This is a genomic window from Shewanella chilikensis, from assembly GCF_037953065.1.
GTDB lineage: Bacteria > Pseudomonadota > Gammaproteobacteria > Enterobacterales > Shewanellaceae > Shewanella > Shewanella chilikensis.
In genome coordinates this window covers 319,364-345,186 of the sequence record NZ_CP149966.1, presented here as the reverse complement: position 1 = coordinate 345,186, position 25,823 = coordinate 319,364, and the positions used below count along the sequence as shown (strand labels likewise).

The 25,823-nt window shown below is 53.4% G+C and carries 30 protein-coding genes; 10 read left to right on the top strand and 20 right to left on the bottom strand.

Annotation, left to right across the window (positions count from 1 at the left end):
* Positions 1-45 precede the first annotated feature (45 nt).
* A complete protein-coding gene (locus WKR14_RS01690; RefSeq protein ID WP_224867961.1) occupies positions 46-435 on the top strand; it encodes a GreA/GreB family elongation factor in 390 nt (129 codons plus the stop codon).
* A 353-nt stretch (positions 436-788) separates the two neighbouring features.
* Here the strand turns inward: WKR14_RS01690 and WKR14_RS01685 are convergent, their stop codons facing one another.
* A complete protein-coding gene (locus tag WKR14_RS01685; RefSeq protein WP_165564326.1) occupies positions 789-1,592 on the bottom strand; it encodes an AraC family transcriptional regulator in 804 nt (267 codons plus the stop codon).
* Between the two features lie 125 nt (positions 1,593-1,717).
* Here WKR14_RS01685 and WKR14_RS01680 point away from each other — a divergent pair, with 125 nt between their 5' ends.
* Together WKR14_RS01680 and WKR14_RS01675 are read left to right on the top strand one after the other, a co-directional pair.
* Complete coding sequence (locus WKR14_RS01680; protein ID WP_165564325.1) at positions 1,718-2,605, top strand: DMT family transporter; 888 nt, start codon at positions 1,718-1,720, stop codon at positions 2,603-2,605.
* A gap of 428 nt (positions 2,606-3,033) precedes the next feature.
* The gene (locus WKR14_RS01675) at positions 3,034-3,165 is read left to right on the top strand and encodes a hypothetical protein (RefSeq protein WP_263619495.1); all 132 of its coding nucleotides are present in this window, start codon (positions 3,034-3,036) and stop codon (positions 3,163-3,165) included.
* An 83-nt stretch (positions 3,166-3,248) separates the two neighbouring features.
* On the opposite strand, the gene WKR14_RS01670 is transcribed toward WKR14_RS01675, so the two are convergent.
* Together WKR14_RS01670 and zntR are read right to left on the bottom strand one after the other, a co-directional pair.
* Positions 3,249-4,583: an SO_0444 family Cu/Zn efflux transporter gene (locus tag WKR14_RS01670; protein WP_335923320.1), complete on the bottom strand. Its 1,335-nt coding sequence runs from the start codon at positions 4,581-4,583 to the stop codon at positions 3,249-3,251.
* Complete coding sequence (gene zntR / locus WKR14_RS01665; RefSeq protein ID WP_039035242.1) at positions 4,577-5,068, bottom strand: Zn(2+)-responsive transcriptional regulator; 492 nt, start codon at positions 5,066-5,068, stop codon at positions 4,577-4,579. Before zntR ends, WKR14_RS01670 begins: the two co-directional genes overlap by 7 nt.
* A gap of 276 nt (positions 5,069-5,344) precedes the next feature.
* Between zntR and purH the strand changes: the two genes are divergently transcribed.
* Both purH and purD read left to right on the top strand, forming a co-directional pair.
* Positions 5,345-6,934 (top strand): bifunctional phosphoribosylaminoimidazolecarboxamide formyltransferase/IMP cyclohydrolase, encoded by a 1,590-nt coding sequence (gene purH / locus WKR14_RS01660; RefSeq protein WP_039035254.1) that lies wholly within the window; start codon positions 5,345-5,347, stop codon positions 6,932-6,934.
* A 134-nt stretch (positions 6,935-7,068) separates the two neighbouring features.
* Positions 7,069-8,364: a phosphoribosylamine--glycine ligase gene (gene purD, locus WKR14_RS01655; protein ID WP_109247137.1), complete on the top strand. Its 1,296-nt coding sequence runs from the start codon at positions 7,069-7,071 to the stop codon at positions 8,362-8,364.
* A 117-nt stretch (positions 8,365-8,481) separates the two neighbouring features.
* Here purD and WKR14_RS01650 read toward each other — a convergent pair whose 3' ends face one another.
* The 4 genes from WKR14_RS01650 to WKR14_RS01635 form a co-directional block, all read right to left on the bottom strand.
* The gene (locus WKR14_RS01650; protein ID WP_028781383.1) at positions 8,482-9,210 is read right to left on the bottom strand and encodes a fumarate reductase iron-sulfur subunit; all 729 of its coding nucleotides are present in this window, start codon (positions 9,208-9,210) and stop codon (positions 8,482-8,484) included.
* Positions 9,207-11,234, bottom strand: coding sequence for a fumarate reductase flavoprotein subunit (locus WKR14_RS01645; protein ID WP_101057627.1), 2,028 nt, complete (start codon positions 11,232-11,234; stop codon positions 9,207-9,209). The genes WKR14_RS01650 and WKR14_RS01645 overlap by 4 nt, the downstream gene beginning before the upstream one ends.
* A gap of 65 nt (positions 11,235-11,299) precedes the next feature.
* Positions 11,300-11,965, bottom strand: a complete 666-nt coding sequence (locus WKR14_RS01640; RefSeq protein WP_165564321.1) for a fumarate reductase cytochrome b subunit — start codon at positions 11,963-11,965, stop codon at positions 11,300-11,302.
* Positions 11,966-12,095: 130 nt separating this feature from the next.
* The gene (locus WKR14_RS01635) at positions 12,096-12,821 is read right to left on the bottom strand and encodes a fumarate reductase cytochrome b subunit (protein WP_101057624.1); all 726 of its coding nucleotides are present in this window, start codon (positions 12,819-12,821) and stop codon (positions 12,096-12,098) included.
* 351 nt (positions 12,822-13,172) lie between these two features.
* Between WKR14_RS01635 and prmA the strand changes: the two genes are divergently transcribed.
* The 3 genes from prmA (at position 13,173) to fis (ending at position 15,498) form a co-directional block, all read left to right on the top strand.
* Positions 13,173-14,054: a 50S ribosomal protein L11 methyltransferase gene (gene prmA / locus WKR14_RS01630; protein WP_025011337.1), complete on the top strand. Its 882-nt coding sequence runs from the start codon at positions 13,173-13,175 to the stop codon at positions 14,052-14,054.
* A gap of 152 nt (positions 14,055-14,206) precedes the next feature.
* Positions 14,207-15,178: a tRNA dihydrouridine synthase DusB gene (gene dusB / locus WKR14_RS01625; RefSeq protein WP_025011338.1), complete on the top strand. Its 972-nt coding sequence runs from the start codon at positions 14,207-14,209 to the stop codon at positions 15,176-15,178.
* A gap of 14 nt (positions 15,179-15,192) precedes the next feature.
* Positions 15,193-15,498, top strand: coding sequence for a DNA-binding transcriptional regulator Fis (gene fis / locus WKR14_RS01620; protein ID WP_025011339.1), 306 nt, complete (start codon positions 15,193-15,195; stop codon positions 15,496-15,498).
* 136 nt (positions 15,499-15,634) lie between these two features.
* On the opposite strand, the gene WKR14_RS01615 is transcribed toward fis, so the two are convergent.
* The 5 genes from WKR14_RS01615 to WKR14_RS01595 form a co-directional block, all read right to left on the bottom strand.
* Positions 15,635-15,910, bottom strand: coding sequence for a hypothetical protein (locus WKR14_RS01615; RefSeq protein ID WP_181316330.1), 276 nt, complete (start codon positions 15,908-15,910; stop codon positions 15,635-15,637).
* Between the two features lie 202 nt (positions 15,911-16,112).
* Complete coding sequence (locus tag WKR14_RS01610; RefSeq protein ID WP_339087254.1) at positions 16,113-16,514, bottom strand: ankyrin repeat domain-containing protein; 402 nt, start codon at positions 16,512-16,514, stop codon at positions 16,113-16,115.
* A 24-nt stretch (positions 16,515-16,538) separates the two neighbouring features.
* Entirely contained in the window at positions 16,539-17,489 is a 951-nt protein-coding gene (locus WKR14_RS01605; RefSeq protein WP_001107060.1) for an IS30 family transposase, read from the bottom strand.
* A gap of 438 nt (positions 17,490-17,927) precedes the next feature.
* Positions 17,928-18,743: a hypothetical protein gene (locus tag WKR14_RS01600; protein WP_339087253.1), complete on the bottom strand. Its 816-nt coding sequence runs from the start codon at positions 18,741-18,743 to the stop codon at positions 17,928-17,930.
* 2 nt (positions 18,744-18,745) lie between these two features.
* Entirely contained in the window at positions 18,746-19,036 is a 291-nt protein-coding gene (locus WKR14_RS01595) for a hypothetical protein (RefSeq protein WP_234555955.1), read from the bottom strand.
* A 323-nt stretch (positions 19,037-19,359) separates the two neighbouring features.
* Here WKR14_RS01595 and WKR14_RS01590 point away from each other — a divergent pair, with 323 nt between their 5' ends.
* Positions 19,360-19,638 (top strand): Rho-binding antiterminator, encoded by a 279-nt coding sequence (locus WKR14_RS01590; protein ID WP_101057664.1) that lies wholly within the window; start codon positions 19,360-19,362, stop codon positions 19,636-19,638.
* On the opposite strand, the gene WKR14_RS01585 is transcribed toward WKR14_RS01590, so the two are convergent.
* Positions 19,635-19,982, bottom strand: coding sequence for a RidA family protein (locus WKR14_RS01585; RefSeq protein ID WP_101057665.1), 348 nt, complete (start codon positions 19,980-19,982; stop codon positions 19,635-19,637). The genes WKR14_RS01590 and WKR14_RS01585 overlap by 4 nt on opposite strands.
* Before the next feature lie 203 nt (positions 19,983-20,185).
* Here WKR14_RS01585 and zapB point away from each other — a divergent pair, with 203 nt between their 5' ends.
* The gene (gene zapB / locus WKR14_RS01580; RefSeq protein WP_025010851.1) at positions 20,186-20,389 is read left to right on the top strand and encodes a cell division protein ZapB; all 204 of its coding nucleotides are present in this window, start codon (positions 20,186-20,188) and stop codon (positions 20,387-20,389) included.
* 2 nt (positions 20,390-20,391) lie between these two features.
* Here the strand turns inward: zapB and WKR14_RS01575 are convergent, their stop codons facing one another.
* The 7 genes from WKR14_RS01575 to WKR14_RS01545 all read right to left on the bottom strand — a co-directional run bounded on the left by WKR14_RS01575 (position 20,392) and on the right by WKR14_RS01545 (position 25,805).
* Entirely contained in the window at positions 20,392-20,604 is a 213-nt protein-coding gene (locus tag WKR14_RS01575) for a DUF1107 domain-containing protein (protein ID WP_025010850.1), read from the bottom strand.
* 349 nt (positions 20,605-20,953) lie between these two features.
* The gene (locus WKR14_RS01570; RefSeq protein WP_101057667.1) at positions 20,954-21,565 is read right to left on the bottom strand and encodes a thiol:disulfide interchange protein DsbA/DsbL; all 612 of its coding nucleotides are present in this window, start codon (positions 21,563-21,565) and stop codon (positions 20,954-20,956) included.
* A 147-nt stretch (positions 21,566-21,712) separates the two neighbouring features.
* Positions 21,713-22,714, bottom strand: a complete 1,002-nt coding sequence (locus tag WKR14_RS01565; RefSeq protein ID WP_144168330.1) for a serine/threonine protein kinase — start codon at positions 22,712-22,714, stop codon at positions 21,713-21,715.
* Positions 22,711-23,004 (bottom strand): DUF3630 family protein, encoded by a 294-nt coding sequence (locus WKR14_RS01560; protein WP_144168329.1) that lies wholly within the window; start codon positions 23,002-23,004, stop codon positions 22,711-22,713. Before WKR14_RS01560 ends, WKR14_RS01565 begins: the two co-directional genes overlap by 4 nt.
* A 16-nt stretch (positions 23,005-23,020) precedes the next feature.
* Entirely contained in the window at positions 23,021-24,493 is a 1,473-nt protein-coding gene (locus tag WKR14_RS01555; protein ID WP_219013308.1) for a protein adenylyltransferase SelO, read from the bottom strand.
* A 5-nt stretch (positions 24,494-24,498) separates the two neighbouring features.
* Positions 24,499-24,825, bottom strand: a complete 327-nt coding sequence (locus tag WKR14_RS01550) for a hypothetical protein (RefSeq protein ID WP_101057675.1) — start codon at positions 24,823-24,825, stop codon at positions 24,499-24,501.
* Between the two features lie 119 nt (positions 24,826-24,944).
* Entirely contained in the window at positions 24,945-25,805 is an 861-nt protein-coding gene (locus WKR14_RS01545; RefSeq protein ID WP_339087252.1) for a hypothetical protein, read from the bottom strand.
* Between the last annotated feature and the right edge of the window lie 18 nt (positions 25,806-25,823).

Here is a 25,823-nt window from a genome sequence, read left to right as displayed (position 1 = left end):
AAAGTTTTCTATTCATTTTCCGTTTCAGCCTGTGAGGTTGTGGTGGTGTATAAATCTTTGTCTGCACTGGCAGATCTATTTTCATTCAAAACATCGCAGCTCTATCTGCAAAACTCGTTCAATGTCTCATTGAGACCACTGACCCTGGCATCGGTGATCGCCAGACTGGCGCAACCCTGTCCCGGCGGAGGTGTGGTGCACCCGGGAACCAAGGCGCGCCTGCAAAACCTGAAAACCGGCGAATTTCTGGAGGTAGAGTTGGTTTATCCACAACAACATGATCCCGACTCCGGCCGCTATTCGGTATTGTCCGATCTGGGCGAAGCCCTGCTCGGATGTACGCTGGATGAACTGATTGAAGTGGATGTACCAGGTGGCCCTGTGCTGTTTCAGATCTTATCGCTGAACCAGCCAAGGCCCTGCCTGCCAGCCTGATTGCATGCTTATAGACAGCTAATTAAGAGGAGACAGTGCCTTGAAGTGTTTAATTCAGCCGTGAACGGCCCCGACAGGATGATCCGGGGTTTGGCTTAATCCTTTGACCACCGCCTCTTTCCCGGTCGGTCAAAGGGGAAACAGCCCTCTCTCCTGGCAAAGCGGCGGCGTGGAGAGGGGTCATTGAAGAGGAGATACGCTCATGAGTAAAGAAAAAGCGAAGAAAAAACCAACTAAATCCCTGAAAGAAAAACGACGGGAAAAGCGCGAAAAACGCGCAGATCAGGAGTAAGCCCAAGCTAGAGAGCTTAGTTTCGAGCCACCTTTTGGGCGCCTTTAGGCGCCCCTTTTTTTCAAGGAAGAACAAGCGCACTTCCTTGGGCCAGTTGTTGCCTGTAAGCCTGTGGTGTACAACCGGCATACTTGCGAAACAAACTAATAAAGGGCGAGGTCTGATGATACCCCAGCGTCAATGCCACCTCTTTTACTGATATCGCTTGCCGCAGCAGCTGCAAACTGTGGATGAAGCGATAGCGTTGCCGCCACTCGGTATAGTTCATTCCAAGCTTTGACTGACACAAGCGCGCCAAAGTGCGTTCTGTTGTCCCCAAGGTATCTGCCCAGGCAGCAAAACTGCGCCCGCCCTCAGGTACGGCTTCCAGCTCGGCAGCTATAGCTTGCAACATGGGATGGTCGGTTACCGGTAAAAAAGGCTGCACTTCCCTGGCCAGACTCAATTGATCCAATAGCACCTTAAGCAGCCTTTGATCCTCAGGCGTATGGGCCAGCTCAACACCTCTTGAGTTCAAGTCCATCAAAATAGCTTCCGCTATCGGACTCAACTCCAGCAGGCAGATGTGCTTGGGCAGCCTGGTAGCCAGTTCCTGCGGCACATTCATTGAACTGTACTGTACGCAGCGGCGCATGTAGCTCTCATGTTTTATACCGGCCGGGATCCAGATACCGCACTGCGACAACGACATAAAGCGCCGCCCTTGTGCCACCAGCTCCATCAAACCACCGCGACTCAATTGCAGTTGCCCCCAGGTATGGCTGTGCATGGGTGTCAGCGTATCGGGTGAAAACTGCTGGTAATAGAAAAACACCTGTGAGCCGTCACCGGGATGCTGCTCAGGTGGATGATAGATGTTGGCCATATGCAAATGTCCGAAGGCGGATTGAACTTGTCTGATAGCAGATATGTATATCACATAAGACGTGGAATAATCTGCCCCTATTATCTATCTGTTAAGCCTTGTTCTTAGGGCTGAGGAGTCCTTTTTTGTATCTTTTTCCATTATTGGCGGTAGCCATCTGGGCCGGCAATAGTCTGGTTAATAAACTCTCCGCCGATGTTATAGCGCCGGAAGCCATCTCTTTCTACCGTTGGGCTTTTGCACTTTTGTTATTGACCCCAGTGCTGCTCCCCGGGGTTTGGCGCCGCCGCGCCATGATTCGCCCTCATCTTGGCAAACTCGCCGTGTTGGCTAGCTTGGGAATGGTGCTGAACCAAAGCCTGGCGTATTTTGCCGCCGCGACCACCAGCGCCACCAATATGGCGCTGATCACCTCTCTGGTGCCGGTTCTCAGCCTGTTACTTGCGGTGCCTTTGCTCGGAGTAAGGCTCTCCAAATTGGCACTGCTGGGCGCTTTTATCTCCTTCAGCGGCTTACTGTTTATGCTCAGCCAAGGCGACTTGGCCCGGCTGTCAACCTCTGTGGTACCCGGCGATCTCTTGTTGTTGCTGGCCGCCGTGGTCTACGCCCTCTACGGCGTGCTGTTAAAACGCTGGTCGCTGCAACTGCCGACCTGGGACCTGCTGTATATGCAGATACTGTTCGCCGTGTTCATGCTGTCGCCCCTGCTGCTCTTTGCCAGCAGTATCAGCATCACTCAGGCTTCACTGCCCTTGATAGCTTATGCCGCTATCTGTGCCTCGATTCTGGCGCCTTGGGCCTGGATCAAGGCGATTGCCCTGCTGGGTACAGAGAGAACCGCCATCTTTATGAATCTGATGCCAATCTTCACCGCAGTGCTGGCTTCCACGTTACTGGATGAGCAATTGGGAGTCCCTCACTATGTCGGCGGGGCCTTGGTGCTGACCGGGGTCAGCCTGGTGCAGTACCGTGCCAGACGCCCAAGAGCCATGCTCAAGGCGGAAGCGCTTTAAAGGAAGGTTGTGGCAGAGACTGATTCGCCCAGGCTTTCACTCGCTCTCTCGCACAACCTTTCGCACGAACCTGGCCACTTTGTAGTGAAATACTCTTGGGAAATTCTCGCAAAGGACCAGGGCCATTGGCTGCGAACCGCGCCTTGCATTCAGGCATGCAAGCCGACACAGTGCACAGATAAAACTTGTTCGCGCTCCTTAGTCAAATACCATCTCAAAAGCAAAGCGTTATTCTCAAATATTCTATTGAAGCCGACAGCAGTATTTCGGCAACAGGCGTAAAATATCCAGGTCGGCCCAGGCCGACCAACTGGTTGAATCACGCCGGTGTCTGACTGACCGGTATGCCAGCTGTAAGTGGATCTTAAATTGCAGGAAGCGGGGAGAAAAACCCCAGCCAGGCTTTCGCTATCAATGGAATCAACACCATGAAAGAGCACAAAAACAGCAAAGAGCAAAAGAAGAAACCCATGCACTCTGCCAAGGAGAAGCGGGCCGCCAAAATGGCCAAGAAGCAGGCCAAACTCAATCCTGTGGAGAATATCAAACAAGGCAAATGACCCTCTCCTTTCGCAGCCCCTGTTTGGCAATAGATAAAACGAAAGGCGCTCAATCGAGCGCCTTTCCCTTGTGCAGTGGAGTGTCAGCCGGAGCAGCAATCCCGCCGCAGCCAACGCCTGGGGATCTTATCGTAAATCACCTTGGCCATCAGCAGCGCCAGAACAATCCCCGACCAGTTGACCACGGCCTGTGGCAGTAACTGGTGCTCTTCCCCTATCTGCGGCATCACTTCAAAACCAAAGTTCGCCACCAGCAGGTTCACCAGCATTCCAGCCAGCAGCGCCACTCCGAGTACCCCGCCAAGATAGCCGTAAAGCGCCCGTTTACCCATCTCTTTAGCGACTACGCCCAGGGTGGCTATGTTGGTGGCAGGTCCCGCCAGCATAAACACCAACACGGCGCCCGGGGAAACCCCGGCCAGCAGCAAACCTGCCGCTATCGGCGTCGAAGCAGTGGCACAGATATACATGGGGATTGAGATGAGAACCATCACCAGCATGGCCAGAATACCGCCGCCCCATTGGGCCAGGAAGTCTCCCGGCACATAGGTCTGTACCAGTGCGGCAAAGAACAACCCCACCAGCAACCAGATGGCGGTGTCACGCACCAGATCCGTGGCGGCATACTTGAGACCGGCCAGCACTCTATGCAAGACAGACTTCGACTTGAGTTCAGCTGCCATGTCGTCACTGTCGCAGCAACTTGAGGCCGATTGCGATGATGAACAACATGAAGCCGCCTCTACCTTAGGTTGAGAGCAGCAGGACTGAGTGGCTTCCTCCTTGACTGAAGAGCAACAAGAGCTGCCGGCGGTGCTGGCCTTAGCGGTACTGATCTTAGCCGTACTGCAGCAGTCTGCCTCTTGCACCTTGGCCGGGGCACAGCAGGAACTCTGAGCTTGTGTCGGCGCGGCCTTGAGAGGACTGTAGTTGGCGGCGCCTACCGGCTTGAACTGAGCCGCAGTTTTGACTTGAGCCCCTTCCGGATCGCTCTTCTTCACTGCCTCAGAGGGCAAAGCCGGCTCATCATCGCGACCAACCAGCAAACCTGCCACTATGGCACTGCACACCGCGGCAATGGGCCTGACAATCGCCATAAAGGGGCCGAGCAGAACATAGGAGACAGTGACCGAATCGACGCCGGTTTCAGGGGTCGATACCAGAAAAGAGGTGGTAGCCGCCTTGGAGGCGCCGCTGCGTCTCAGGCCAACAGCGGCCGGGATAACGCCGCAGGAACACAGCGGCAAAGGCGCGCCCAGCAGGGCCGCCTTGACCGTGGTCTTGAGGCCATGGCCCCCCAATTGCTTTTGCATCCAGCTCATGGGAACAAAAACCTTCAGCAGCCCCGCCAGCACCAGCCCCAATAGCAGCCAGGGGGCTGACTCGAGAAACAGCTCAATAAAATTATCCATCAACATGATTTTGCGCCCCTACTTGCACGGCTATTGGCATGACTGTGATTGTGACCCTTGCCGGTTTCGACTCTGGGGGACAGCTCGTCGTCACAGGACTCCAACGCCTCCAAAATCGAACAATGCTCGGCACTTTCCGGGCCGCCACAGCAAGTGTCTGACAGTAACTGCAAAGACTGGCGGAACTGGTTAAGCTCGGCAATTTTCTGTTGCACCTTATCCAACTTGTCGTCCACCATGCCTTTGACATCGCTGCAGGCACGGTTGGACTTATCCAGTTCAATGGACAAAAGCTCGGCTATCTCCCCCAGGGTAAAACCCACCGCCTTGGCCCTGAGAATAAACTTCAGCCGCTCGGCATCCCTGTCGCTATAGACCCGGTAACCAGAGTCGGTGCGCATAGAGGGTGCCAGCAGGCCGTGTTTCTCGTAAAACCTCAGGGTGTCGGCCTTGATATCAAAGCGCTTGGCCAGTTCACCTATCCTGTACATATGCAGTTCCTGCTAATAATTCCTATTCAAGTATAAAGCTTAGAGCTTAATCCAAGGTCAAGTGTTTTTTATCCCGCTTCGGGGTTTTGGCTTGTTCGCAGAGCAATATTGTGAAACGCGTAGAAAAAACACCGCCACAAATTGTTTTACGTTAAAATACAGCGCGCCTTGAGGGTTCCCGGACCATTCGAGGGACTTTTGGAAAACAATGCAAATCAGCACTGCCTGGTTTTCCGAAAGATCCTTGAATATAAAAAAGTGGAATACTGTACCCAAATGAATAATGCCAGACCCATACGTCGCGCGCTCTTGAGCGTATCTGATAAGACCGGAATCCTGGAGTTCGCCAAGGCGCTGCATGCCCAGGGCGTTGAACTGCTGTCCACCGGAGGCACCGCCCGCTTGCTGGCGGATAACGCTATACCTGTCATTGAAGTTTCAGACTACACAGGTCACCCAGAGATCATGGATGGCCGGGTCAAGACACTGCATCCCAAAGTGCATGGCGGTATTCTCGCCCGTCGTGGCCAGGACGAAGCCGTCATGGAAGCCAACGGCATAGGCCCGATTGACCTGGTGGCCGTTAACCTCTACCCCTTCGCCGAAACCGTTGCCAAACCGGGTTGTACCCTGGAAGACGCCATAGAGAATATCGATATCGGCGGCCCGACCATGGTGCGCGCCGCGGCCAAGAACCATAAAGATGTCACCATAGTGGTCAACGCCTCTGACTATCAACGCGTACTGGCAGAAATGGCGGCCCACCAGGGCTCAACTACTCTGGCGACCCGTTTCGATCTGGCCATTGCCGCCTTTGAACATACGGCCGCCTATGATGGCATGATAGCCAACTACTTCGGTACTCAGGTTCCGGCCCACAGCAAGGACGAGTGTCACCAGGATTCCAAGTTCCCGCGCACCTTCAACACTCAGTTGCTGAAGAAGCAAGATCTGCGCTACGGCGAGAACAGCCACCAGAGCGCCGCCTTCTATGTTGACCTCAACACAGACGAAGCCTCGGTCGCCACTGCCGTGCAGCTGCAAGGTAAGGCGCTGTCTTACAACAATATCGCCGACACCGACGCCGCGCTGGAATGCGTCAAGGAATTTGAGCAACCCGCCTGCGTTATCGTCAAGCATGCCAACCCCTGTGGTGTCGCCCTGGGCAGCGATCTACTAGACGCTTACAACCGCGCCTTCAAGACAGACCCTACCTCAGCCTTCGGCGGCATCATCGCCTTCAACCGTGAGCTGGACGGCGCTACCGCGGCGGCCATTGTCGAGCGTCAGTTTGTTGAAGTGATCATCGCTCCTAAGGTCAGCGAGCAAGCCCGCGAGCTGGTTGCCAAGAAAGCCAATGTCCGTCTGCTTGAATGCGGTCAGTGGCAAGGCCGCACCAAGGGCCTGGATTACAAGCGGGTCAACGGTGGTCTGCTGATCCAGGACAGAGATCAAGGCATGGTGACCGAGGCCGACCTCAAGGTGGTCAGCAAGCGTCAACCTACTGCCGAAGAAATCAAAGATCTGCTGTTCTGCTGGAAGGTCGCCAAGTTCGTTAAGTCCAACGCCATTGTTTATGCCAAAGACGGCATGACCATAGGGGTGGGCGCAGGTCAAATGAGCCGGGTCTACAGCGCCAAAATCGCCGGTATCAAGGCCGCCGATGAAGGCTTGGTCGTGGAAGGTTCAGTGATGGCATCCGATGCCTTCTTCCCCTTCCGTGACGGTATCGATGCCGCTGCTGCTGCCGGTATCAGCTGCATCATTCAACCCGGTGGCTCAATCCGCGATGAAGAGGTGATTGCCGCTGCAGACGAGCATGGAATGGCCATGGTATTTACCAATATGCGCCACTTCCGTCACTGATAGTCAGCAGGCCCAAACCGGCCTGCACTGATGCAATGAACTTATCGCCGGAATAACCTCCGGCGATTCGCCGTAACAAAGCCCTGCCCGGCCTGAACCTGCCCGCAAGGCGTTAAGCGAAAAAGGATAAGAAGATGCAAGTACTCGTGATTGGTGGTGGTGGTCGTGAACATGCCCTGGCCTGGAAGGCAGCGCAATCTGCCGCCGTGGAAACCGTATTTGTTGCTCCGGGGAATGCCGGCACGGCGCTGGAGCCCAAGCTGGAAAACCTGGCGATAGAAGCCACAGATATCCCGGCGCTGCTGGCCTTTGCCAAGCAACAACAGATAGCCCTCACCATAGTCGGCCCAGAGGCCCCTCTGGTACTGGGTGTAGTCGATGCCTTCCGCGCCGAAGGCCTGAATATCTTTGGCCCCACCGAAGCGGCGGCGCAACTGGAAGGCTCCAAGGCCTTTACCAAAGACTTTCTTGCCCGCCACCGGATCCCAACCGCCGACTACCAGAACTTCACTGAAATTGCCCCGGCCAAGGCCTATGTTACCGAGCTTGCCGGTCGCACTGGTTTCCCTGTGGTGATCAAGGCCGATGGTCTGGCCGCAGGTAAAGGGGTAATCATCGCCCAGGATCAAACCGAGGCCGATGCCGCCATCGACGATATGCTGGCAGGCAACAAGTTCGGCGAAGCCGGCTCCAGAGTGGTCGTTGAGGAGTTTCTGCGCGGCGAAGAAGCCAGCTTTATCGTGATGGTCGACGGCAACAATATTCTGCCTATGGCCACCAGCCAGGATCACAAGGCCCGTGACAACGCCGACAACGGCCCCAACACAGGCGGCATGGGTGCTTACTCCCCGGCGCCGGTCGTCACCCAAACAGTGCATGATTGGGTCATGGCCAATGTTATCCGGCCAACGGTTGACGGCATGGCCGCCGAAGGCAATGTCTACACCGGCTTCCTCTATGCCGGCTTGATGGTTGCCGCCGATGGCAGCGCCAAGGTGCTGGAATACAACTGCCGCTTTGGCGACCCCGAGACTCAACCTATCATGATGCGCCTCAAGTCGGATCTGGTGGATCTCTGCCTGGCCGCCTGCCGTGGTGAGCTGGACAAGGTCAGCGCCGAATATGATCAGCGCGCCGCCGTCGGTGTGGTCATGGCCGCCGGGGGCTATCCTGATGATTACCGCAAGGGTGATGTTATCGAAGGGCTGTCGCTCGGCAATAATGAAGCCAAGGTGTTCCACGCCGGTACCAAGATGGTCGATGGCCATGTAGTCACCAATGGCGGCCGGGTATTGTGCGCCACCGCGTTGGGCAACACAGTGACCGAGGCCCAACAGGCCGCTTATGCCCTGGTGGATGAAGTCCATTGGGACGATGTCTATTTCAGAACCGACATAGGCTATCGCGCCATCGCCCGCGAGCAGGCATAACGGCTTTCACTCTGTTAGCCAGACTCAACAGTCAACAAACAAGCCCGGAATTTTCCGGGCTTTTCTGTTTGAACCTCAGCTTAGCTCTTTAAGGGCTTAGTTCTCTGAAGGCATAGTTTAAAGCAAGGTACTGGCCATCTTGCGGCGCAGGTAGGCTATCTGCTGCATATGGGGCAAGTCTTTAGGACAGTTATCCTGACATCCCAGCAGGGTCATACAACCGAACACCCCATCCTGATTGCCTATCACATGATAGAAGTCCTCGGCGCTGCGGGCATCGCGGCTATCCAGCTCGAAACGAGCGATTTTCATCATGCCGACGGCGCCGACAAAGGTGTCGCGCATCTGCTTGGTGGCGCAGGCCGAGACACAGACACCGCACTCCACACAGCGCTCCAGTTCATAGAGTCTGGCGGCTTCCTCCGGGTCCATCGGGGCTTCCAGATGGTGGATATCCTGCTGATCCGGCTTGGGGTGCAGCCACAGCTTGAGCCTTTCAGCCAGCTCACGCATAAACTTGCCAGTGTTGACCGACAGATCCCCTATCAGCTCAAAGCCTGGCAGCGGCATCAAAGTGATCAGTCCATCTGGATATTTGGCGGTCAAGGTACGGCAAGCCAAGGTAGGAAAGCCGTTGATCACCATGGCGCAGCTGCCGCAAATCCCGGCGCGACAGACAAAGTCGAACTGCAACGATGGGTCCTGCTCCTCCCTGAGGCGATTGAGGGCGATAAATACCGTCATCCCCGGGGTTTCTTGCAGTTGATAGTCCACCATTTGTGGCTTGTCTCCCGCTTGCTGTGGGTCGTAACGGAAGATCCTGAAGGTTAAAGTGCGGCCACTCATGCGTTGTCATCTCCGGCAGGGTTAGGCTGAGAAGGGGTTGAAGTTTGTGGGTAAGCCAGGCGGTCGCTCAGGCGCTCGTTGCCGGGGCGCAGGCTTTCCGGCAGTTCGAACGGCATCAGCGCCCGCTGCTTGTCTTCAGCGCCGGCATCCGGCCCCAAAGTCGCGAGAATGGCAGCAATCTCCTGCTCGCGTTTGGCGGTATCCGGATGGGCAATGGCATTGTCGGCACCATAGCCGCGATAACCGGGCGGCAGTTCCATCTGCATCACATCCAGCGCCTCGTAGCTGAGCACAGGCTCCAGCGCATCGGCGTCCGGCCAGCTGGCCAGGGTACGGCTGAGCCAGTCTTTGTCGTTACGCTGCGGGTAATCCTCGCGGGCATGGGCACCACGACTCTCGGTGCGCGCCAGGGCGCCGCAGGCCACAGTCAGCGCCACCTTAAGCATACGCCTGACCCGTAGGGCCTCAACCAACTCGGGGTTGGCGTGGCGCTTCTTGCAGGTGACGACAATATTGCGCGAGCGAGCCAGCAAATCCTTGAGTTCGGCCACCGCCTTTTCCAGCTCAGGGCCGTTACGAAAGATGCCGACATAGTCCATCATCACTCTTTGCATCAGGCGCTTGAGCTCAAACGGGCTCTCGCCCTGCTCCCGAGCCAGCAGCTCGTCTATCTCCTGGTTGAGCTCATCACGGAAACGCTGCACCAACGCCGTATCCAGCACCAGCTCCTCCTGCTCGCAGAAGTCGGCCACATATTTGCCTATGATCATGCCGCCGACCACGGTTTCCGCCAGCGAATTACCGCCCAGACGGTTAAAGCCATGCATGTCCCAACAGGCCGCCTCGCCGACACTGAACAGCCCCTTGAGCTGCGGGCTCTCTCCTGTATGATTGGTGCGAATACCGCCCATGGAATAGTGCTGGGTCGGCCGCACCGGGATCCACTCTTCAGCCGGATCTATGCCGAGGAAGTTCTCACAGATCTCTTTGACTTCCCGCAGGTTGGTTTCCACATGCTTGCGCCCCAGCAGGGTGATATCCAACCACAGGTGCGGGCCATAGGGGCTGTCGACTCCCTTGCCCTTACGCATATGTTCTGTCATCCGCCGTGATACCACGTCACGGGAGGCCAGCTCTTTCTTTTCCGGCTCATAGTCAGGCATAAAGCGGTAGCCGTCTTTATCCCGCAGCAAGCCACCGTCACCGCGGCAGCCCTCAGTGGTCAGAATTCCCACGGGCACTATGGCCGTGGGGTGGAACTGTACGGCTTCCATATTACCAAGGGTCGCGACCCCGGTTTCCAGCGCCAGCGCCTGGCCTATACCCTCACAGATCACTGCATTGGTGGACACTTCATAGATACGGCCATAGCCGCCTGTGGCTATGGTGGTGGCCCGGGCGATATAGGCCCTGAGTTCACCGGTGATCAAACAGCGTGCAATAACCCCATGGCAGCGGTTGCCATCGTGGATGAGTTTCAGCGCCTCGACCCGTTCATGCACCGGGATATCCATGGAGATCGCCTTATTGTCCACCGCATACAGCAGCGAATGGCCGGTACCATCGGCGGTGTAACAGGTGCGCCATTTCTTGGTACCGCCAAAGTCGCGGGCATTGATCAGCCCGTGAGCCTCGGCGGCTTCTTCCAGAGTCACCTTTTCGGCATTGACCACCACTTGACGCGGCCCGGCAGTCACCCTGGTCCAGGGTACGCCCCAGTTGGCCAGCTCACGTACCGCCTTGGGAGCACAGTGGGCGAACATTCGCGCCACCTGCTGATCGCAGCCCCAGTCTGAGCCTTTGACCGTGTCCTGAAAATGCACATCTTCGCTGTCGCCCATGCCCTTGACGGTATTGCCGAGACTGGCCTGCATACCGCCCTGGGCCGCGGCCGAATGGGAACGCTTGGCAGGGATCAGCGACAGTACCAGGGTATCCAGGCCACGCTCTTTGGAAGCGATGGCTACCCGCAGACCCGCCAATCCGGCGCCGACAACCAACGAATCCGTATAGATGAGTTTCACACACACTCCTTATGGGACGGCCCAATGCCGTTTACCCGAAAGCTATCTGTTTGGGTTATCAATACTCAGCTCGCGTGGGGCCAAAAAGCCAGCAAGGACGCCAGACCTACGGCGACAAACGCCACACTGAGTATGGTTTTAATTTTTCTAAGGCGCGCCCGGCTGTTGAGATCCCGCGCCGCGCCCCATTTCAATGCCACCCGGTACAGTCCTATGGCGGCATGTAACTCCACGGTCAGCAGCAGTGGCAGGTACAAGGCCCAGGCATACTGGTTCCAAATCCTGTCGGCCGATCCCTGTGGCCCTATGGTTTCCGGGGCCGAACCCACCAACCAAAGATGCACAGGAAGCAACAGCAAAATCACCACTCCGGTAGCAGCCTGCCACACCCACAAGCGGGTATCGCCATGATCAATTTGCACTAGTTGCTGTTTCAGAGCCTTTTGCTGCTTGAGCGACAAAGGCAATTTGTGCAAGGCCACCAGCACGTGCAACAACGCCAACCCGGCAACGGCTATGGCTATCAGGCTCACCACCCAGGGATAGCCGTGGCCACCATCACTGAGAAAACTCAGCTCCATATTGCGGGCCACCCATTCCATTGCCGGCGCCCCCAGCAATATTGAAGACACCAGCAACAGGTGAGTCCACAAAAACAGCGCCAACAACACGCCTGAAGCACTCTGCCCCAGATCCAACCAGCCGCCCCAGCGCTCACTCAGTCGTATCATTCGTATTCTCCCTGTCATCCAATGGCTTAACCGCTTAAAGATAGTCAAACCAATGTGGATCACAAAGGGCAAACGAACCCTGAGGCAGATCAAACTTCTGCCGGTTAATTTACCTTTAACTGATATTGAGTTAACCGGGAACGAACGGCTGCAACGGCAGGCTCAGCTCATTGCCTAGCAGCATATAGGTCACCAAACTGCCTAATCCAAGCACGATAAGATAGACAATCAATAGCTTGGCTATTTTTCTCAGGCCAGTGCGGTTAAAGCTGAGGCCCCATTTCACCGCCACCCGATACAGGCCTATCATGGCGTGGATCACCACTGCAGGCAGCAGCAAGATATACAGCAGCCAGGTGTTGTCATGCCAGACCCGGTAGGCCGACATATTGGGGCCGATTTCCGGATTGGCTATCATGGTGACCAGGTGCATGGGCACCAGGAAGAACAGGATAAAGCCGGTGGCCAACTGCCAGAACCAGGCGTGGCTGTCGCGGTGTTTAATCAAATGCAGGTGGCTGCGCAGCGCCCGCCATTGGCCGAGCTGCGCCGGAAAACGCCTGAGCGCCATGGCGGCATGCAGTATCACCACCAGCAGAATGAACACAGAGAAGAGTTGCGTCAGCAGTGGATAACCGTGGCCAGTGGCACTGAACCAACCGCCTTCCAGCACCTGCACTACCTTATAGAAAGCCTCTTTGCCCAGCATGATGCTGGATTCGAAGTGAAGATGCGCCAACAGAAACATGCCCAGCAAAATGCCGGTGGCACTCTGCAGGCGATCGGCTCTGGCCGACCAGTAATGGCTGTTGGCATGACCGAGCCAGCGCTCAGGGATGTGATATTTTGTCAGCATGTTTTTTGGGTACAGATCCTTGGGATCTACAACATAACTCACAGCCAAACTGCGCCAATGGCCAAGGAGTCTGAATGTGACCTGCCTCAATCGAAAGTGGGGGATTATCTGATCATGCTCACAAATAAACCACTTTCAGCAAAACAGAGGTAATACCAATTAACCAATATAAATCAAACGTTTATTTGAAACTTTGAAACAGAAAAGACAGTAAGTTACCGTAAATTCCGCCATTAACGGGCCAAAGCTGAAACCGGGTTTCACTCCACCCTCTTTACCCCGGCGTGCTGGCAAGGCCTGTGACCTATGGCTTACAATAGCGCTTTATAGTCCCCCACGAGAGAAGATTCCATGCCCTGGATCCAGTTACGTATCCACAGCAGCAGCGAGCACGCCGAGACACTCAGCGACCTGTTGCTGGAGGAAGGCAGCGTGTCCATCACCTTTGAAGATGGTAAAGATACGCCGATTTTTGAGCCCAAACTGGGAGAAACCCCACTTTGGGCCGACACTGTGGTGGTCGCTCTGTTCGATGCCGGCACAGATCTGACTCCCACAGTCGAGATGCTCAAGCAACTGCCCTTCCTCGAAGGCAAGCTGAACTACAAGATTGAGCAGATAGAAGATAAAGACTGGGTACGCGAATGGATGGACAGCTTCCACCCCATTCAGTTCGGCAAGCGCCTGTGGATCTGTCCCAGCTGGCGTGAAATCCCGGAGCCTGAAGCCGTCAACGTGATCCTGGATCCCGGCCTGGCCTTTGGCACAGGCACTCATCCCACAACGGCCCTGTGCCTGGAGTGGCTCGATGGCCTGGATCTGCAAGGTAAACAGCTGGTCGACTTCGGCTGTGGTTCCGGCATTCTGGCGGTCGCCGGTCTCAAGCTGGGCGCAACCAACGCCATAGGCATAGACATAGACTACCAGGCGATAGACGCCTCCCGCGACAATGCCAAACGCAACGGCGTGGATGACAGACTCAGCCTCTATCTGCCTGAAGATCAACCCAAAGGTATTCAGGCCGATGTGTTGGTTGCCAACATTTTGGCCGGACCGCTGCGGGAACTGGCCCCCCTGATCGCCGAGTTGGTGCGCCCGGGTGGCAAACTGGCGCTGTCCGGTTTACTGCAGGAACAAGCCGAAGAGATCCGCGAATTTTACGCTCAATGGTTCGAGATGGACGAAGCCGTTCACAAAGAAGATTGGAGCCGCTTGACAGGAGTACGCAAATAGCGGTAAAGGCGGCGCCAGAGCGCACTGGCGCTGACTTCCCACCAATCAAAAGTCAAGTAAAAAAGTTTTGCTCAGGTCATTTATTGACCTTTTCACCGCTGTCAAAAAGGCGTACTATAGCGCCCCTTTGAAGAGCAAGGTGAAACAGCAAAATGCAGATTGGACCCTATCAACTGAAGAATCAGCTGATCGTGGCACCAATGGCAGGTGTCACCGATCAGGCCTTCCGTAATCTCTGTATCCGTTATGGTGCTGCCATGGCAGTGTCAGAGATGCTTTCGTCCAATCCCGACCTTTGGGACACGGACAAGAGCCGCCAGAGAATGACGCACTCGGGTGAAGAAGGCATACGCTCAGTACAAATCGCCGGGGCTGACCCCGATAATATGGCTTGGGCCGCCCGCTACAATGTGGAGCAAGGCGCCCAAATCATAGATATCAACATGGGTTGTCCGGCAAAAAAAGTGAATAAAAAGCTCGCGGGTTCTGCCCTGCTGCAATCGCCGGAACTGGTAAAGAAAATACTGGATGCCGTGGTTGCCGCAGTGGATGTGCCAGTAACGCTGAAGATTCGCACGGGCTGGGCCCCAGAACACAGAAATGGTGTTCAAATCGCCCGGATTGCCGAAGAGAGTGGCATTACGGCGCTCGCGGTTCATGGCCGCACCCGCCAATGCATGTACAAGGGTCATGCCGAGTACGACACCATCAAGGCGATCAAACAGAATGTCTCGATTCCTGTTGTCGCCAACGGGGACATCGATAGTCCGGAGAAGGCGCGTTTCGTGCTGGATTACACAGGTGTCGATGCCCTGATGATAGGACGGGGTGCCCAGGGAAGGCCTTGGATTTTCAGAGAGATCCAGCATTACCTGGACACAGGTAGCAAGCTAGCGCCCATTGGGATGGCAGAGCAGCGTCAAGTGATGCTGGAACACCTAACCAAACTGTATGATTTATATGGGGAAGTAAAGGGCGTCCGCTTCGCCAGAAAACATATGGGATGGTACCTGGACCAGGAAGAACAGCGCCAGTTCCGTGCCGACTTTAACCGGCTGGAAACCGCTGCAGAACAATGTTCCATGGTGGAACGTTTTTTTGATGAATGTGTACTAGATAAATAAAGAGCAGAATACGAATGTTTGATCAGACAACTCACACAGAAGCTCATCAGCTTACCGTAGGCAAAATCGAAACCGCTAACGGCACCATCAAGCCCCAGTTACTGCGCGACGCCGTAAAGCGCGCTGTCAGCAACTTCTTCGCTCAGTTGGACGGTCAAGAAGCCCAGGAAGTTTATGAAATGGTGCTATGCGAAGTTGAAGCACCTCTGCTTGATATCATTATGCAGCACACTCGTGGCAACCAGACCCGCGCCGCCAACATGCTGGGCATCAACCGCGGCACACTGCGCAAGAAGCTGAAAAAATACGGCATGAACTGATATAAATTCATAATGTATTGAAATAAAAAGGCCTTTCTTTAATAAGAAGGGCTTTTTTGCTTTTCATGTACCCCTATATGCACCCAGTAGTCCCATCAAAGCTCTGCTTGCCCTTGAGCGCTCATCAGCCTATGAGTCAATCACCGACTAGCTGCCATTTGCCACTCTGGGCTTCTTCCTGTGACAACAAAACCTTATCATGGGTTTCGAATGCCTTTTGCTCAAAATTGGCCTTCTGATTAATCATTTTCTTTTCGCCGGATATAGTTAGGGTTTGTCTAACCTCACCATCACAAATCAGGTTGAGTTTCTTGCCAATAACATCAAAATCCTTCTCATAACCGGCGCAAGCCAAGATTGTAACTCCTCCCGGTAGTTCAAATTTTTCCTGTACATTCATTTTCATCTTCACAGCGACCACCTTTCCATATTTAAGACTATGGCATTGACGATTTTTTCAGCGCCCCATAACTGGCTCAGCAAGTACGCAGGATTGGAAGTGAATACAGCAAACCGCCAGAGGGAATTGGGCGTGAAAGAACTTTCCTCGAGATTGTTAATCTCTATCGAGGAAAGATCGAGAGGGCTACTCTCCGGTAAGGTCAAACAAAGTATCAGAACTTCTCTGGATAGCTTCTTAAAAGCTCTGGGATTTCCGGTGGCATATCAGCAAGTACCGCAACTGAATTTCTGAAAGAGCTGCCACTTTCAATTTTTGCATCTGGGTCAGCACCTGCTTCGAGTAACACTGCAACGATTTCTGACGAATAAGGCTTGCTGTCAAACACCATTTTCAAAGGCGTAGCGCCATCCTCGGGCCGGTGATTGATAAGTTTTTCGGCGCCATTTTCCAACAGTAATTTGATGGCCGGAAGGTTCTTTTGCCTGACCGCATAAATCAGCGGGGTATAGCCATAGCTGTCAACGGCGTTCACATCGAGCCTCTGTTCGATGAGAAATTGGATAGATTCTGGCGGAGTATCCCCATCCGATAACTGATGTAAACGCGAATTCAACTCCGAAGTGCACCACTCGCTAAATTAGGCTGCCTTGCGTAATTCATTGAATACCGCAACAGGTTGCCTGAAGCCGAGGCACTTTCTCGGTCTGGCATTTAATGCCCGTTCAATCTCACTAATTTGCTTATCTGTTACCGTCCGCAAATCGGTGCCTTTCCGTATGTATTGCCGCAGCAAACCGTTGAAGTTTTCATTCAGTCCGCGTTCCCAGGACGAATAAGGGTTAGCGAAGTAGACATCCGTTTTAAGCTTTTCTGCGACCTGTTCGTGGTCACAGAACTCGCTGCCGTTGTCCGCAGTGATAGTTCGAACATAACCTCGATATTTCCACAGCATACCAACCATGGCCCGGGCTACATCGGCTGCGCTTTTCGCTGGCACTTTGCGTATCAGGTACAGCTTACTTTTTCGCTCAACCAGGCTGACAATCGCGCCCGTACCTTGCTTGCCCAGAACCGTGTCAGCTTCCCAGTCTCCGAACCGCTTTTTCTTGTTCACGATAGCGGGACGATGCTCTATGCCTACGCGATTCGGGATAATCACACGCTTCGCACGGTTACCTTTACGGTATCTTCGGTGACTCTGGCGGAGCTGTTTGTACAACTTGCCGCCGCATAATTTATCACGCTGGACATAGCCATAAATCCACTCGTGACTGACGTTATATCCGATGATTTTACCGACACCGGCTATTTGTTCCGGACTCCATTTCTCATTGAGACCGAACTCAACAAAGGTGATGGTCAGTCCAGATATTCTAGACTTCGCGGACTGACAACGGCGTTTTAGTGCCTTCGCCTGAGCGACTTCCGGCAAGTAATGGTTATCCCGAATTCGATTGCGATTTACTTCCCGGCTGATTGTGCTGTGGCTGACTTTCAGACGTTTTCCTATCTCCCGATAACTGAAACCCTCGCGTAAATAGGCCTCAATCTGGTATCGTTGTCCCTCGATCAACTGCTTGTAATTCATGGTAACTACTCATGTTTGTTTGGCGACTACAGAGTATCACCAACAGGCAGTTGATCTCTCCTCACCGTTTAACCATGAGTGGTGCACTTATTATCTGAATTCGGGAATACGTCCATTTGTCATTTTCAGTTACCCTGTGAATATTACATCCTTGCTGGATAAAGGACTGGGCAATATCTAATTGTCCTTTTCTTAGTGCTTTATATAGTTTGTATTCTGGCCTGTCCGTATATCTCATTTCTGTTACCTGTTTTCCAAAAATTCTTCCATGTGCTCGATGATTTTGTCTGACCTTTCACCGAATTTAAGACCATGACATTGACGAGATTTCAAATACACTGGGGGCAATGGAGACCTCTACATGAAAAACGATATACCAACAACAAAAGCGGGTAGTTAACATCAATCTGAATTTAACATTGATATTAACTGTACTACTCAGTCCCGAACCGACTTGCTCCACACCAGTCCTTGGGGGATGAATGGGTCAATGACCGGCTGCTCCATTCCAGCATGGATCCCCAAGTTTGTCAGCGCCACAGCAAACTCGGCATAGTGGCCGCGAGCCGTGCCGCTTTCTTCGCCGTAACGGGCATCATGGTGCCAAATAGCTAAGTTGCGTTTAATACCATCTTCAAAGCTCAACGCATCTTTGTGAATGATCCCCCACAGTGCCAAGTGCAAGGTAAAGTAATTGCTACGTCCGCTGATTTTTTTGCTGGGCTTGGCGGTGTATTCGTCCAGACGTTTCTGGCAATGGGCACTGGCTTTATCATGGTCGCCGTTAAACCAGGCTTTCAGCGCATGCACAAAATCATCGGTGGTATTGGGTTTTGGATTGCCGGGGAAGTGCCCTTCCGGGTACAGCAAGCAGGCTTCTTTGGCGATAGCCAGCTCACCGGCGGCCATGGCACAATTGAAACAACTGACAACATTGATAGCTTGATTTCCTCGAGATACCTTTTCGCCGATAAACTCCGGGTCAGTAGGGTCAAAAGCCATTTTCAGTGGCCGTAACTGATACTCGGCCGCTTTTTTAAAATCGGCCTTGGCCTCATCAAATTTTTGGTTCAATGCGTAGGACATTGCCAGACTGGCATAGTCAAAACCACGGCCCCAGTAATAGCCTTCTTTCTTAGAATCTTGATAAAAGCCAGCTTCATCCAATGCCTTGGCCCGAGCAATGGTTTCCAAATCGATTTCTAGTTCACTGGCAAGCTGCTCAGCAGAGAGTTGGGGGATTTTTTTGGTCATGGTTATTTGTTTCCTTTCAATGCTTTTAATCCATCGGCAAAGGTGCGCTTGACTGTCTCAAACTCAGGGATGATGAACTCTTGCTTCGTCCCGTCTTTAGGTGGCAGCAGGTTACCTTTATCGTCTTGCCAAAAATAACGCACCTGACCGCTTTCAGTGTTGGTGAATATCGCCAGGTGATTCTTCTCACCATTCTTGTCAAGGATGCTCTGCCACAGCGCTAGCTCTTTTTGCTCATAGGGACCGCCCTTACGGTTGGATGCTTGACCAACTTTGGGGACCTTTTTCTTCATCCTTTTCGCCCAGCGTTTATTCTTTTTATCAGAGCCCTGTAGTTCTCCAAATTGATTGCGGCTGAGGCGGGTGTGGTAGCCCCACTCTCAAACCAAGAACCATCAGCATTGAGCACAGTCTCTGTGCTTGTCCCGCCCCGCTAGTCCCTCCAAGCTGCCATTCGGTTTCATTCCTGACCTCACAATTTGCTGCAACTTATTTTGGTATAAGTGAAAAATCAGGCTACTTTTATACCATTCTGCTTAGATATTGACTTAATTCCGATTAGTGCCAGCTTCTATCAGGAAGATTATTATTTAACTTCAAACTAAAAGACTAAAATATGAAACCTTACCAAGCGATAGATTGCGGCCGCTATGATTACCTCGAGTTGGCCTGTATTCGCGGTTATCCGCTGAAAATAGAGCTGTTGCAAGGAGAGATACTTCATGGCAAGGCGCTGATCACCGAGACCCGTCCCGACAAGAGCGAGTGGCTGTTGGTGCAAACGACCACCAGCAACCGCGCCATTCGTATGGATCAGCTGCTGGCAATCACTCCTGAGCAGGAAGGCGCTGAATTTGGCCGGGTGCTGATTGCCTCGGCCGGCAGTGAGATTTAAATCGCCGCGATAACTGAAATTTCCACCAGATACTCGGGCTCGGCAATCGCGGCCTCCACACAGGCTCTAGCCGGTGCATGCCCTGCCGGTAACCAGGCATCCCAGATGGCATTCATGGCATCATAATCACTCATCTGTTTCAGGTAGATAGTCGCTGAGAGGATCCGTTCACGACTGCTGCCAGCCCGCTTGAGCAGCTCATCCACTTCTTCGAGCATGGTTCGGGTTTGCTGCTGAATATCGGCGAACTTATCCTTGGCAACCTGACCACAAAGATAAACCGTGTTGTTGTGGATCACTATGCTGCTCATGCGTGGATTGGTATCGATACGTTGAATTGTCATCGGCTGGGTTCCGGGGCGAAAATTATTATTTTATCCGGCAAAAGCTCACTTGGGACAGCCGGGATTCAGATAAGTGAAAAAAACTATCAAACAACCAATTTTATCGCATATTTTTTGGACACTTGGAGATAAGAGCTATTCCTTAAGCCAGTGGCACTGATAGAATCAATATCTCATTCGCCCAACTATTTAAGGACTCCTGTATGAGCCTAGAATTACTGTCCAAACTGGAGACCAAAATCCAGGCTGCGCTCGAAAATATTGAGCTTCTGAAAATGGAGCTGGAAGAAGAAAAGCAGAAAAATGCTCATCTGATAGAGCAAAACCAACAACTTCAGCAAGATCTCAACTCGTGGAACGAGAAAGTTACCGGCCTTGTTGGTCTGCTCAACGACGAAGTCAACTGAATCTAAACGGTTTTAGCTTGACTATTCTGAGTTTCAATGAGTTCGTTCAATTCCATGATAGCCTGCTTTACCTTTGGCAGGCTTTTTCTCGGCAGCAAAAAGCGCCCCTTATCAAACTCTAATCTTCCCAGATCTTTCACCCAGACGGCGCCGGTCAAAAATATCCTTACGTGTTTGACAATCAGCTTGGGAGCATAGACAGGAAATACACGCACGAGAAACCTCCTTTAGTTGATTTCCGATCCCGAAGTTTTGACCTCCTAACCCGGCAGAAGGTTTCATCTCAATTCAGTAAAATGAGCCAAAAATCGTAAGTAGAAGTCTTTGTTGTAAAAATATTCCTGTTATACATCCATACCTGACAAGCAAAGTCAAAAACACATCACTTGCCAATTTTTTGACGCACTGTTAGAGTGATCGCGTTACTCAGGGTAAAAACTGAGCCTTATGGCTCTAATCCGTACTTCTTGCGACCAAGGAGTACGGTTTTTTTTGGGGTTTCTACCAGTATTTCCGGGTAACAAAAAAGGGCCATGTCGGCCCTTTTGGTATCTATATACCGAATTACTTCAACTGAGTCAGGTAGATAGCAATATCCAGCATCTCGTCATAAGACTTGATGGCACCAGTTTCAACTCGATACTTACCATTCACTACCAGCGCTGGCACACCTGAGATCTTGGCGTTTTCTGTGTTGCGCTTCATGTTGGCCATCATGCTGTTGACCATAAAAGAGTTGGCCGCAGAATCAAACTGCTTGGGATCTACGCCATTGGCCACAAAGAGCGCCTTGATGTCATCACGATTGGTGAAGTGTTGCTTCTTGTCCTGAATCGCACTGAACATGGCATGATTGACCTTGTCAGACACCTTCAGCACTTCGGCAGTGGCGAAAGCACGGGACATCTCCACCCCCATCTCGCGACCGATAAAGTCGACATGGTTTTGCTCAAAAGCGACTCCTTCGGGCAAACGCGCCTTCAGCTTGGGGATCACGTTCTTTTCGAAGTTATAGCAATGGGGACAGTAGAAAGAGAAAAACTCTGTGATTTCAGGCTTAGCGGACGCAGGGCCTTCACTGACCACAGTATAATGCACGCCTTCTTTGTACTGGGCCGCTGTGGCCGCCAGGGGAAGCAGCAAAAATGCTGCTGCCAACATCAGGATTTTCTTCATTGGAGTTCCTTGTTTATTAAAATTTCAGCCAACACTGCTGGAATTGCTGAATAACATAATCTTCTTTTTGAGTCGAACTCAAGCCCTGAGTTCCCTTTTTGTTAAATCCAAGCCCCTTCAGGTATCGCCTTTGGGTCTCAGTACCACTCAATAGGGAATAAGGCTCAGTGGCGCTTCGTCCAGACGCTGCCGTTGTTCTTTAAAGGCCTGCAACTGCTGTCGCCAGTATTCTTCGGTCGCAAACCAGGGAAAATGGCGCGGAAACGCGGGATCGTCCCAACGCTTGGCCAACCAGGCGTTGTAATGCAACATTCGCAGAGCCCTGAGTGGCTCTATCAACTGCAGCTCCTTGGTATCGAAGTTGGAGAAAGCCTCGTAGGCTTCCAGCAAGACTTCCAGTTGCAGCGTCTGTTGTTGCCTGTCACCGGATAGCATCATCCACAGATCCTGCACCGCAGGGCCGTTGCAGGCATCGTCGAGATCGACAAACCCAGGGCCATTGGGGGTCCAGAGAATATTGCCGGGATGCAGATCTCCATGCAGGCGCATACTCTGGTATTCGATACCTTGCCAGCGCAACTGCAGCTCAGAAAAGAGGCTGGATGCCGCCTCGAGCAGATGTTCCCGCAAAGCGTTCGGGATCAGTTCTGTGTGCTGCAGTTGTTCCAGCGCCGGAGTCCCCAGGGTTGTCGGCGTCAGGTTCAAGCGCTGTTTGAACAGGCTGCCACGGGAATACTGGTGTAAACGGCCGATAAACTGGCCGGCGCCCTCTATCTGATCCAGGTTGTCCACCTCAAAGCTGCGACCTCCTATGGAAGGAAACAGCGCGAAACGCCACTCTTTGAAGTGATGCAGACTGCGGCCGTCGAGCACCACAGGGGCGGCAATGGGGATCTCGGCTTCGGCCAGCTCGAACGTAAATTCATGTTCTTCCAAAATCTGGGCATAGGTCCAACGTTCGGGGCGATAGAACTTAACCACGTACCTCTGGCCACGATCGCAACGAAACTGATAGACCCGGTTTTCATAGCTGTTGAGTGGCGTCAGTCCCGTCTCCGGGTAAATCGCCAGACTTTCGATGGCATCCAAAATCAGTTCAGGGGAAAGATCCCGATAATGAAACTCCGCCGTGGCCTGCTTTTCTGTCATGCCTGTGACTCCAGTAAATGTTTCAGATATACCAATACTTCCCAGTCTTGTTCACTCTGGCAGCTTAACCAGCACACATCACCGTAGAACTCATAGTTGAGCCACAAGAGACTGCCTTCAAAATCCAGCAACCATTGGTGACGATCTGCCCCCCATTGCCGCTCCAGCACCTTGGCATCGAGCGCCCGGCACAGGTGCTCGGCAAAGCTGTCGAAGGCTTCAAACTCGACCCCGGCCGTCATCGACAAGGTTTTATGCTCGGGATCCAAGCTAAGATTTTGATACTGCATCTTTTAATCCTATTTCTTAACTGCTGCAGGACATGATCAACCCCTGCCCCCAATCCGGTGGTCGCTTGGCAAACTCCTGCATCTCAGGCTGCTCATCGAACGGACGCCTGAGGAGCTGGTACAACTGCTCAAGCGGCTGGGTATTGCCCTCCTCTTCGATGGCAATGATCGCTTCCTGAGCCAGATAGTTGCGCAAGATATATTTGGGGTTATGGGCCCGGCGCTCGGCCTGCCACTGTTCAAGCCCCTGGCGGATATCGATACGGCGCCGGTACTCGGGCAGCCAATCATCCCAGCCCTGACGATTGATAAAATCATCCCTCAGACTGCTGTTTTCTGCCTTGGGGTCCAGCTCGCCGAAGCGGCGCAGGCTCTGGGTGTAGTCCAAGGCGTTTTGTTCCAGCAAGCCGGTAAAAGCGCCGATAAGTGCCAGGTCCTTGTTGTCCTGCTCCAGCCGGTCATTAAGGCTTAAACCTTCGGCCAAGGGCGCCAGCCCCAACTTGGCGCGCATCAAGCCAAGATATTGCTGCACCAATTCGTGCTGATAGGTATTGAGCGCGGCTATCAAGTCATCGGAAGCCAGCACGGGCGTCAACGCCTGCGCCAAACGTTGCAAGTTCCACAAACCGATGCCGGGTTGCTGACCGAAGGCGTAACGCCCCTCGGGATCTGAATGGTTACAGATAAAGTCTTCCTTAAAGGTATCGAGGAAGGCGAAGGGGCCAAAGTCAAAACTGTCGCCGAGAATCGACATATTGTCGGTATTCATCACCCCGTGGGCAAAACCCACCGCTTGCCAGTGGGCTATCATGCGCGCGGTATCACGCACCACCAGCGCAAACCAGGCCTTGTAGCCCTCATAGTCCAGGCTGAGCTGGGGATAATGTTGGCTCAGGGTGAAATCGAGCAGCTGCTTGAGCTTGTCGGCCTGACCCTTCTCGCTGTAACAGAAATACTCGAAGTGACCAAAACGTATATGACTGCGGGCCAAGCGCACGGTAATGGCGCCTTTTTCCAGCGACTCACGCCACACCGGCAACTCAGAGCCGATCACCGCCAGCGCCCTGGTGGTGGGTACGCCCAAATGATACAGCGCCTCGGACACCAGAAACTCGCGCACCGCCGAACGCATCACAGCACGGCCATCACCGTGACGTGAGTATGGCGTGGGTCCCGCCCCCTTCAAGGCCAGATCCCAGGCACCTTCTGGCCCCAGTGCCTCACCGAGAATGATCGAACGGCCATCACCCAACCTGGGGCTGTAGCCGCCAAACTGATGCCCGCTATAGACCTGGGCGTAATATTCGGCGCCCGGCATTCTTTGGTTGCCGGCGAGTTGCTGCAGCAGGGTTTCACTGGGGCCATTCAGGCCCAAAAGCGCCGCCGCATCATCGCTCCAGGCCAACCAATGGGGCGAAGGTAACCCGGCGGGCAGTACCTGCTGGTAAAATCCCGCCAGGCGGGTGAAGTAATCCTGTTTAAATTTCATGTCCCTTAGGGGCCGTTATTGTGCCATTGGTCACAGATTACCATATCCCTGTCGTCGAGACGGCAGTTGTGACCACACTCGAAGCTGCCCTTGCCTTCATTGAGGTGTTGCATACCTCTGCCCTTGTCCTGACACTGCTGCAGGGTTTGATAGTAACCGGCAATAGCATGATAACGGTCCATTTTCTCGGCCGCTTGCGGCTGGGTATCCGGCTTGTCTATATCCAGCTGCTGTATATCCGGATAGTAAAACAGAGTCCATTGCGGTTGTTTGCTGCAAGCTGCCAGCAGCAACAGCGAAGTAAGTGCAACCCATAAAGTCGCTGGTTTCATTGCGGCTCTCCATCAATAAAAAAAGCGAACCCGCAGGCTCGCTTAGCTTGGGAAGGAGTGACACGGCAGTTAGCCCGGCCCTCCTTGCTTGATTCTACACATTGAATCGACTTTTGTACTCAAGCCAAGGCTTTATCTCTGGCCTTTTCGATACGCTTAATACGACCTTCAAAACCTGTGACTGTGCCATCTTGTAGCCCATATTCAATCGCCTTGTTGCACAGGGCTATGGCGGCATCGAAACGGCCGGCATCGTTGCACAGGGTGGAGAGCTGCATAAATCCTGTGCCCTTGAACTCAGCCTTGGGTGATTTGCTGATCACTTTCTCCCGACTGGCGGCAAACAATGCACTGTATGCGGTATCGTACTCTTGCCCCAACTGCAGATACTTGCTGTTTTTCCGCTGTTTGTAGCATTCACCTATCACGGCCAGTAAAGCATCATGCGCTTCGATGGCACCTTCAGCAGCCTGATATTGCTCCATCGCCCGCTTGAGGGTGATATTGCCCCAACTGATATCCGGTGCAGCCGCCTTGACTGGCTCTGGCTCTGGCTCTGGCTCTGGCTCTGGCTCTGGCTCTGGCTCTGGCTCTGGCTCTGGCTCTGGCTCTGGCTCTGGCTCTGGCTCTGGCTCTGGCTCTGGCTCTGGCAGGACAGTCTCGACCTCGGCGCGGCCGACTTCCACCTCTGACGCACTGTTTTCGGTTTGAGAATCAAGCTCAGGCGACTCGGTAACCACTTGCTCAGCCGACGGCTGAGATTCAGCTTGCTCTTTCGTTTCGGCAAAATCCAAATCGACACTCTGGTGCCCCTCCTGAGTCTCGCTTGCTGTCTCGGCCTGTGGCGCCTGAGGCATGGCTGAAGCCCTATCTTTGAGCTTGAGCGCCTCATCACGCTCCTCTTTTGCCAGACGCTGCGCTCTGTTGTAGAGGAAAATACCCGCTGCGACCAACAAGACTATGACCAGGATTTTAAACATCTTCGTCCACCATTTTTT

Coding starts and splice junctions, on each gene's coding strand:
- WKR14_RS01685 (WP_165564326.1), bottom strand. CDS start 1,592: ATGGCCAACATCTATCATCCACCTGAGCAGCATCCCGGTGACGGCTCA.
- WKR14_RS01675 (WP_263619495.1), top strand. CDS start 3,034: ATGAAAGAGCACAAAAACAGCAAAGAGCAAAAGAAGAAACCCATGCAC.
- WKR14_RS01670 (WP_335923320.1), bottom strand. CDS start 4,583: ATGTTGATGGATAATTTTATTGAGCTGTTTCTCGAGTCAGCCCCCTGG.
- zntR (WP_039035242.1), bottom strand. CDS start 5,068: ATGTACAGGATAGGTGAACTGGCCAAGCGCTTTGATATCAAGGCCGAC.
- purH (WP_039035254.1), top strand. CDS start 5,345: ATGAATAATGCCAGACCCATACGTCGCGCGCTCTTGAGCGTATCTGAT.
- purD (WP_109247137.1), top strand. CDS start 7,069: ATGCAAGTACTCGTGATTGGTGGTGGTGGTCGTGAACATGCCCTGGCC.
- WKR14_RS01650 (WP_028781383.1), bottom strand. CDS start 9,210: ATGAGTGGCCGCACTTTAACCTTCAGGATCTTCCGTTACGACCCACAG.
- WKR14_RS01640 (WP_165564321.1), bottom strand. CDS start 11,965: ATGATACGACTGAGTGAGCGCTGGGGCGGCTGGTTGGATCTGGGGCAG.
- WKR14_RS01635 (WP_101057624.1), bottom strand. CDS start 12,821: ATGCTGACAAAATATCACATCCCTGAGCGCTGGCTCGGTCATGCCAAC.
- prmA (WP_025011337.1), top strand. CDS start 13,173: ATGCCCTGGATCCAGTTACGTATCCACAGCAGCAGCGAGCACGCCGAG.
- dusB (WP_025011338.1), top strand. CDS start 14,207: ATGCAGATTGGACCCTATCAACTGAAGAATCAGCTGATCGTGGCACCA.
- fis (WP_025011339.1), top strand. CDS start 15,193: ATGTTTGATCAGACAACTCACACAGAAGCTCATCAGCTTACCGTAGGC.
- WKR14_RS01605 (WP_001107060.1), bottom strand. CDS start 17,489: ATGAATTACAAGCAGTTGATCGAGGGACAACGATACCAGATTGAGGCC.
- WKR14_RS01600 (WP_339087253.1), bottom strand. CDS start 18,743: ATGACCAAAAAAATCCCCCAACTCTCTGCTGAGCAGCTTGCCAGTGAA.
- WKR14_RS01595 (WP_234555955.1), bottom strand. CDS start 19,036: ATGAAGAAAAAGGTCCCCAAAGTTGGTCAAGCATCCAACCGTAAGGGC.
- WKR14_RS01590 (WP_101057664.1), top strand. CDS start 19,360: ATGAAACCTTACCAAGCGATAGATTGCGGCCGCTATGATTACCTCGAG.
- WKR14_RS01585 (WP_101057665.1), bottom strand. CDS start 19,982: ATGACAATTCAACGTATCGATACCAATCCACGCATGAGCAGCATAGTG.
- zapB (WP_025010851.1), top strand. CDS start 20,186: ATGAGCCTAGAATTACTGTCCAAACTGGAGACCAAAATCCAGGCTGCG.
- WKR14_RS01570 (WP_101057667.1), bottom strand. CDS start 21,565: ATGAAGAAAATCCTGATGTTGGCAGCAGCATTTTTGCTGCTTCCCCTG.
- WKR14_RS01565 (WP_144168330.1), bottom strand. CDS start 22,714: ATGACAGAAAAGCAGGCCACGGCGGAGTTTCATTATCGGGATCTTTCC.
- WKR14_RS01560 (WP_144168329.1), bottom strand. CDS start 23,004: ATGCAGTATCAAAATCTTAGCTTGGATCCCGAGCATAAAACCTTGTCG.
- WKR14_RS01555 (WP_219013308.1), bottom strand. CDS start 24,493: ATGAAATTTAAACAGGATTACTTCACCCGCCTGGCGGGATTTTACCAG.
- WKR14_RS01550 (WP_101057675.1), bottom strand. CDS start 24,825: ATGAAACCAGCGACTTTATGGGTTGCACTTACTTCGCTGTTGCTGCTG.
- WKR14_RS01545 (WP_339087252.1), bottom strand. CDS start 25,805: ATGTTTAAAATCCTGGTCATAGTCTTGTTGGTCGCAGCGGGTATTTTC.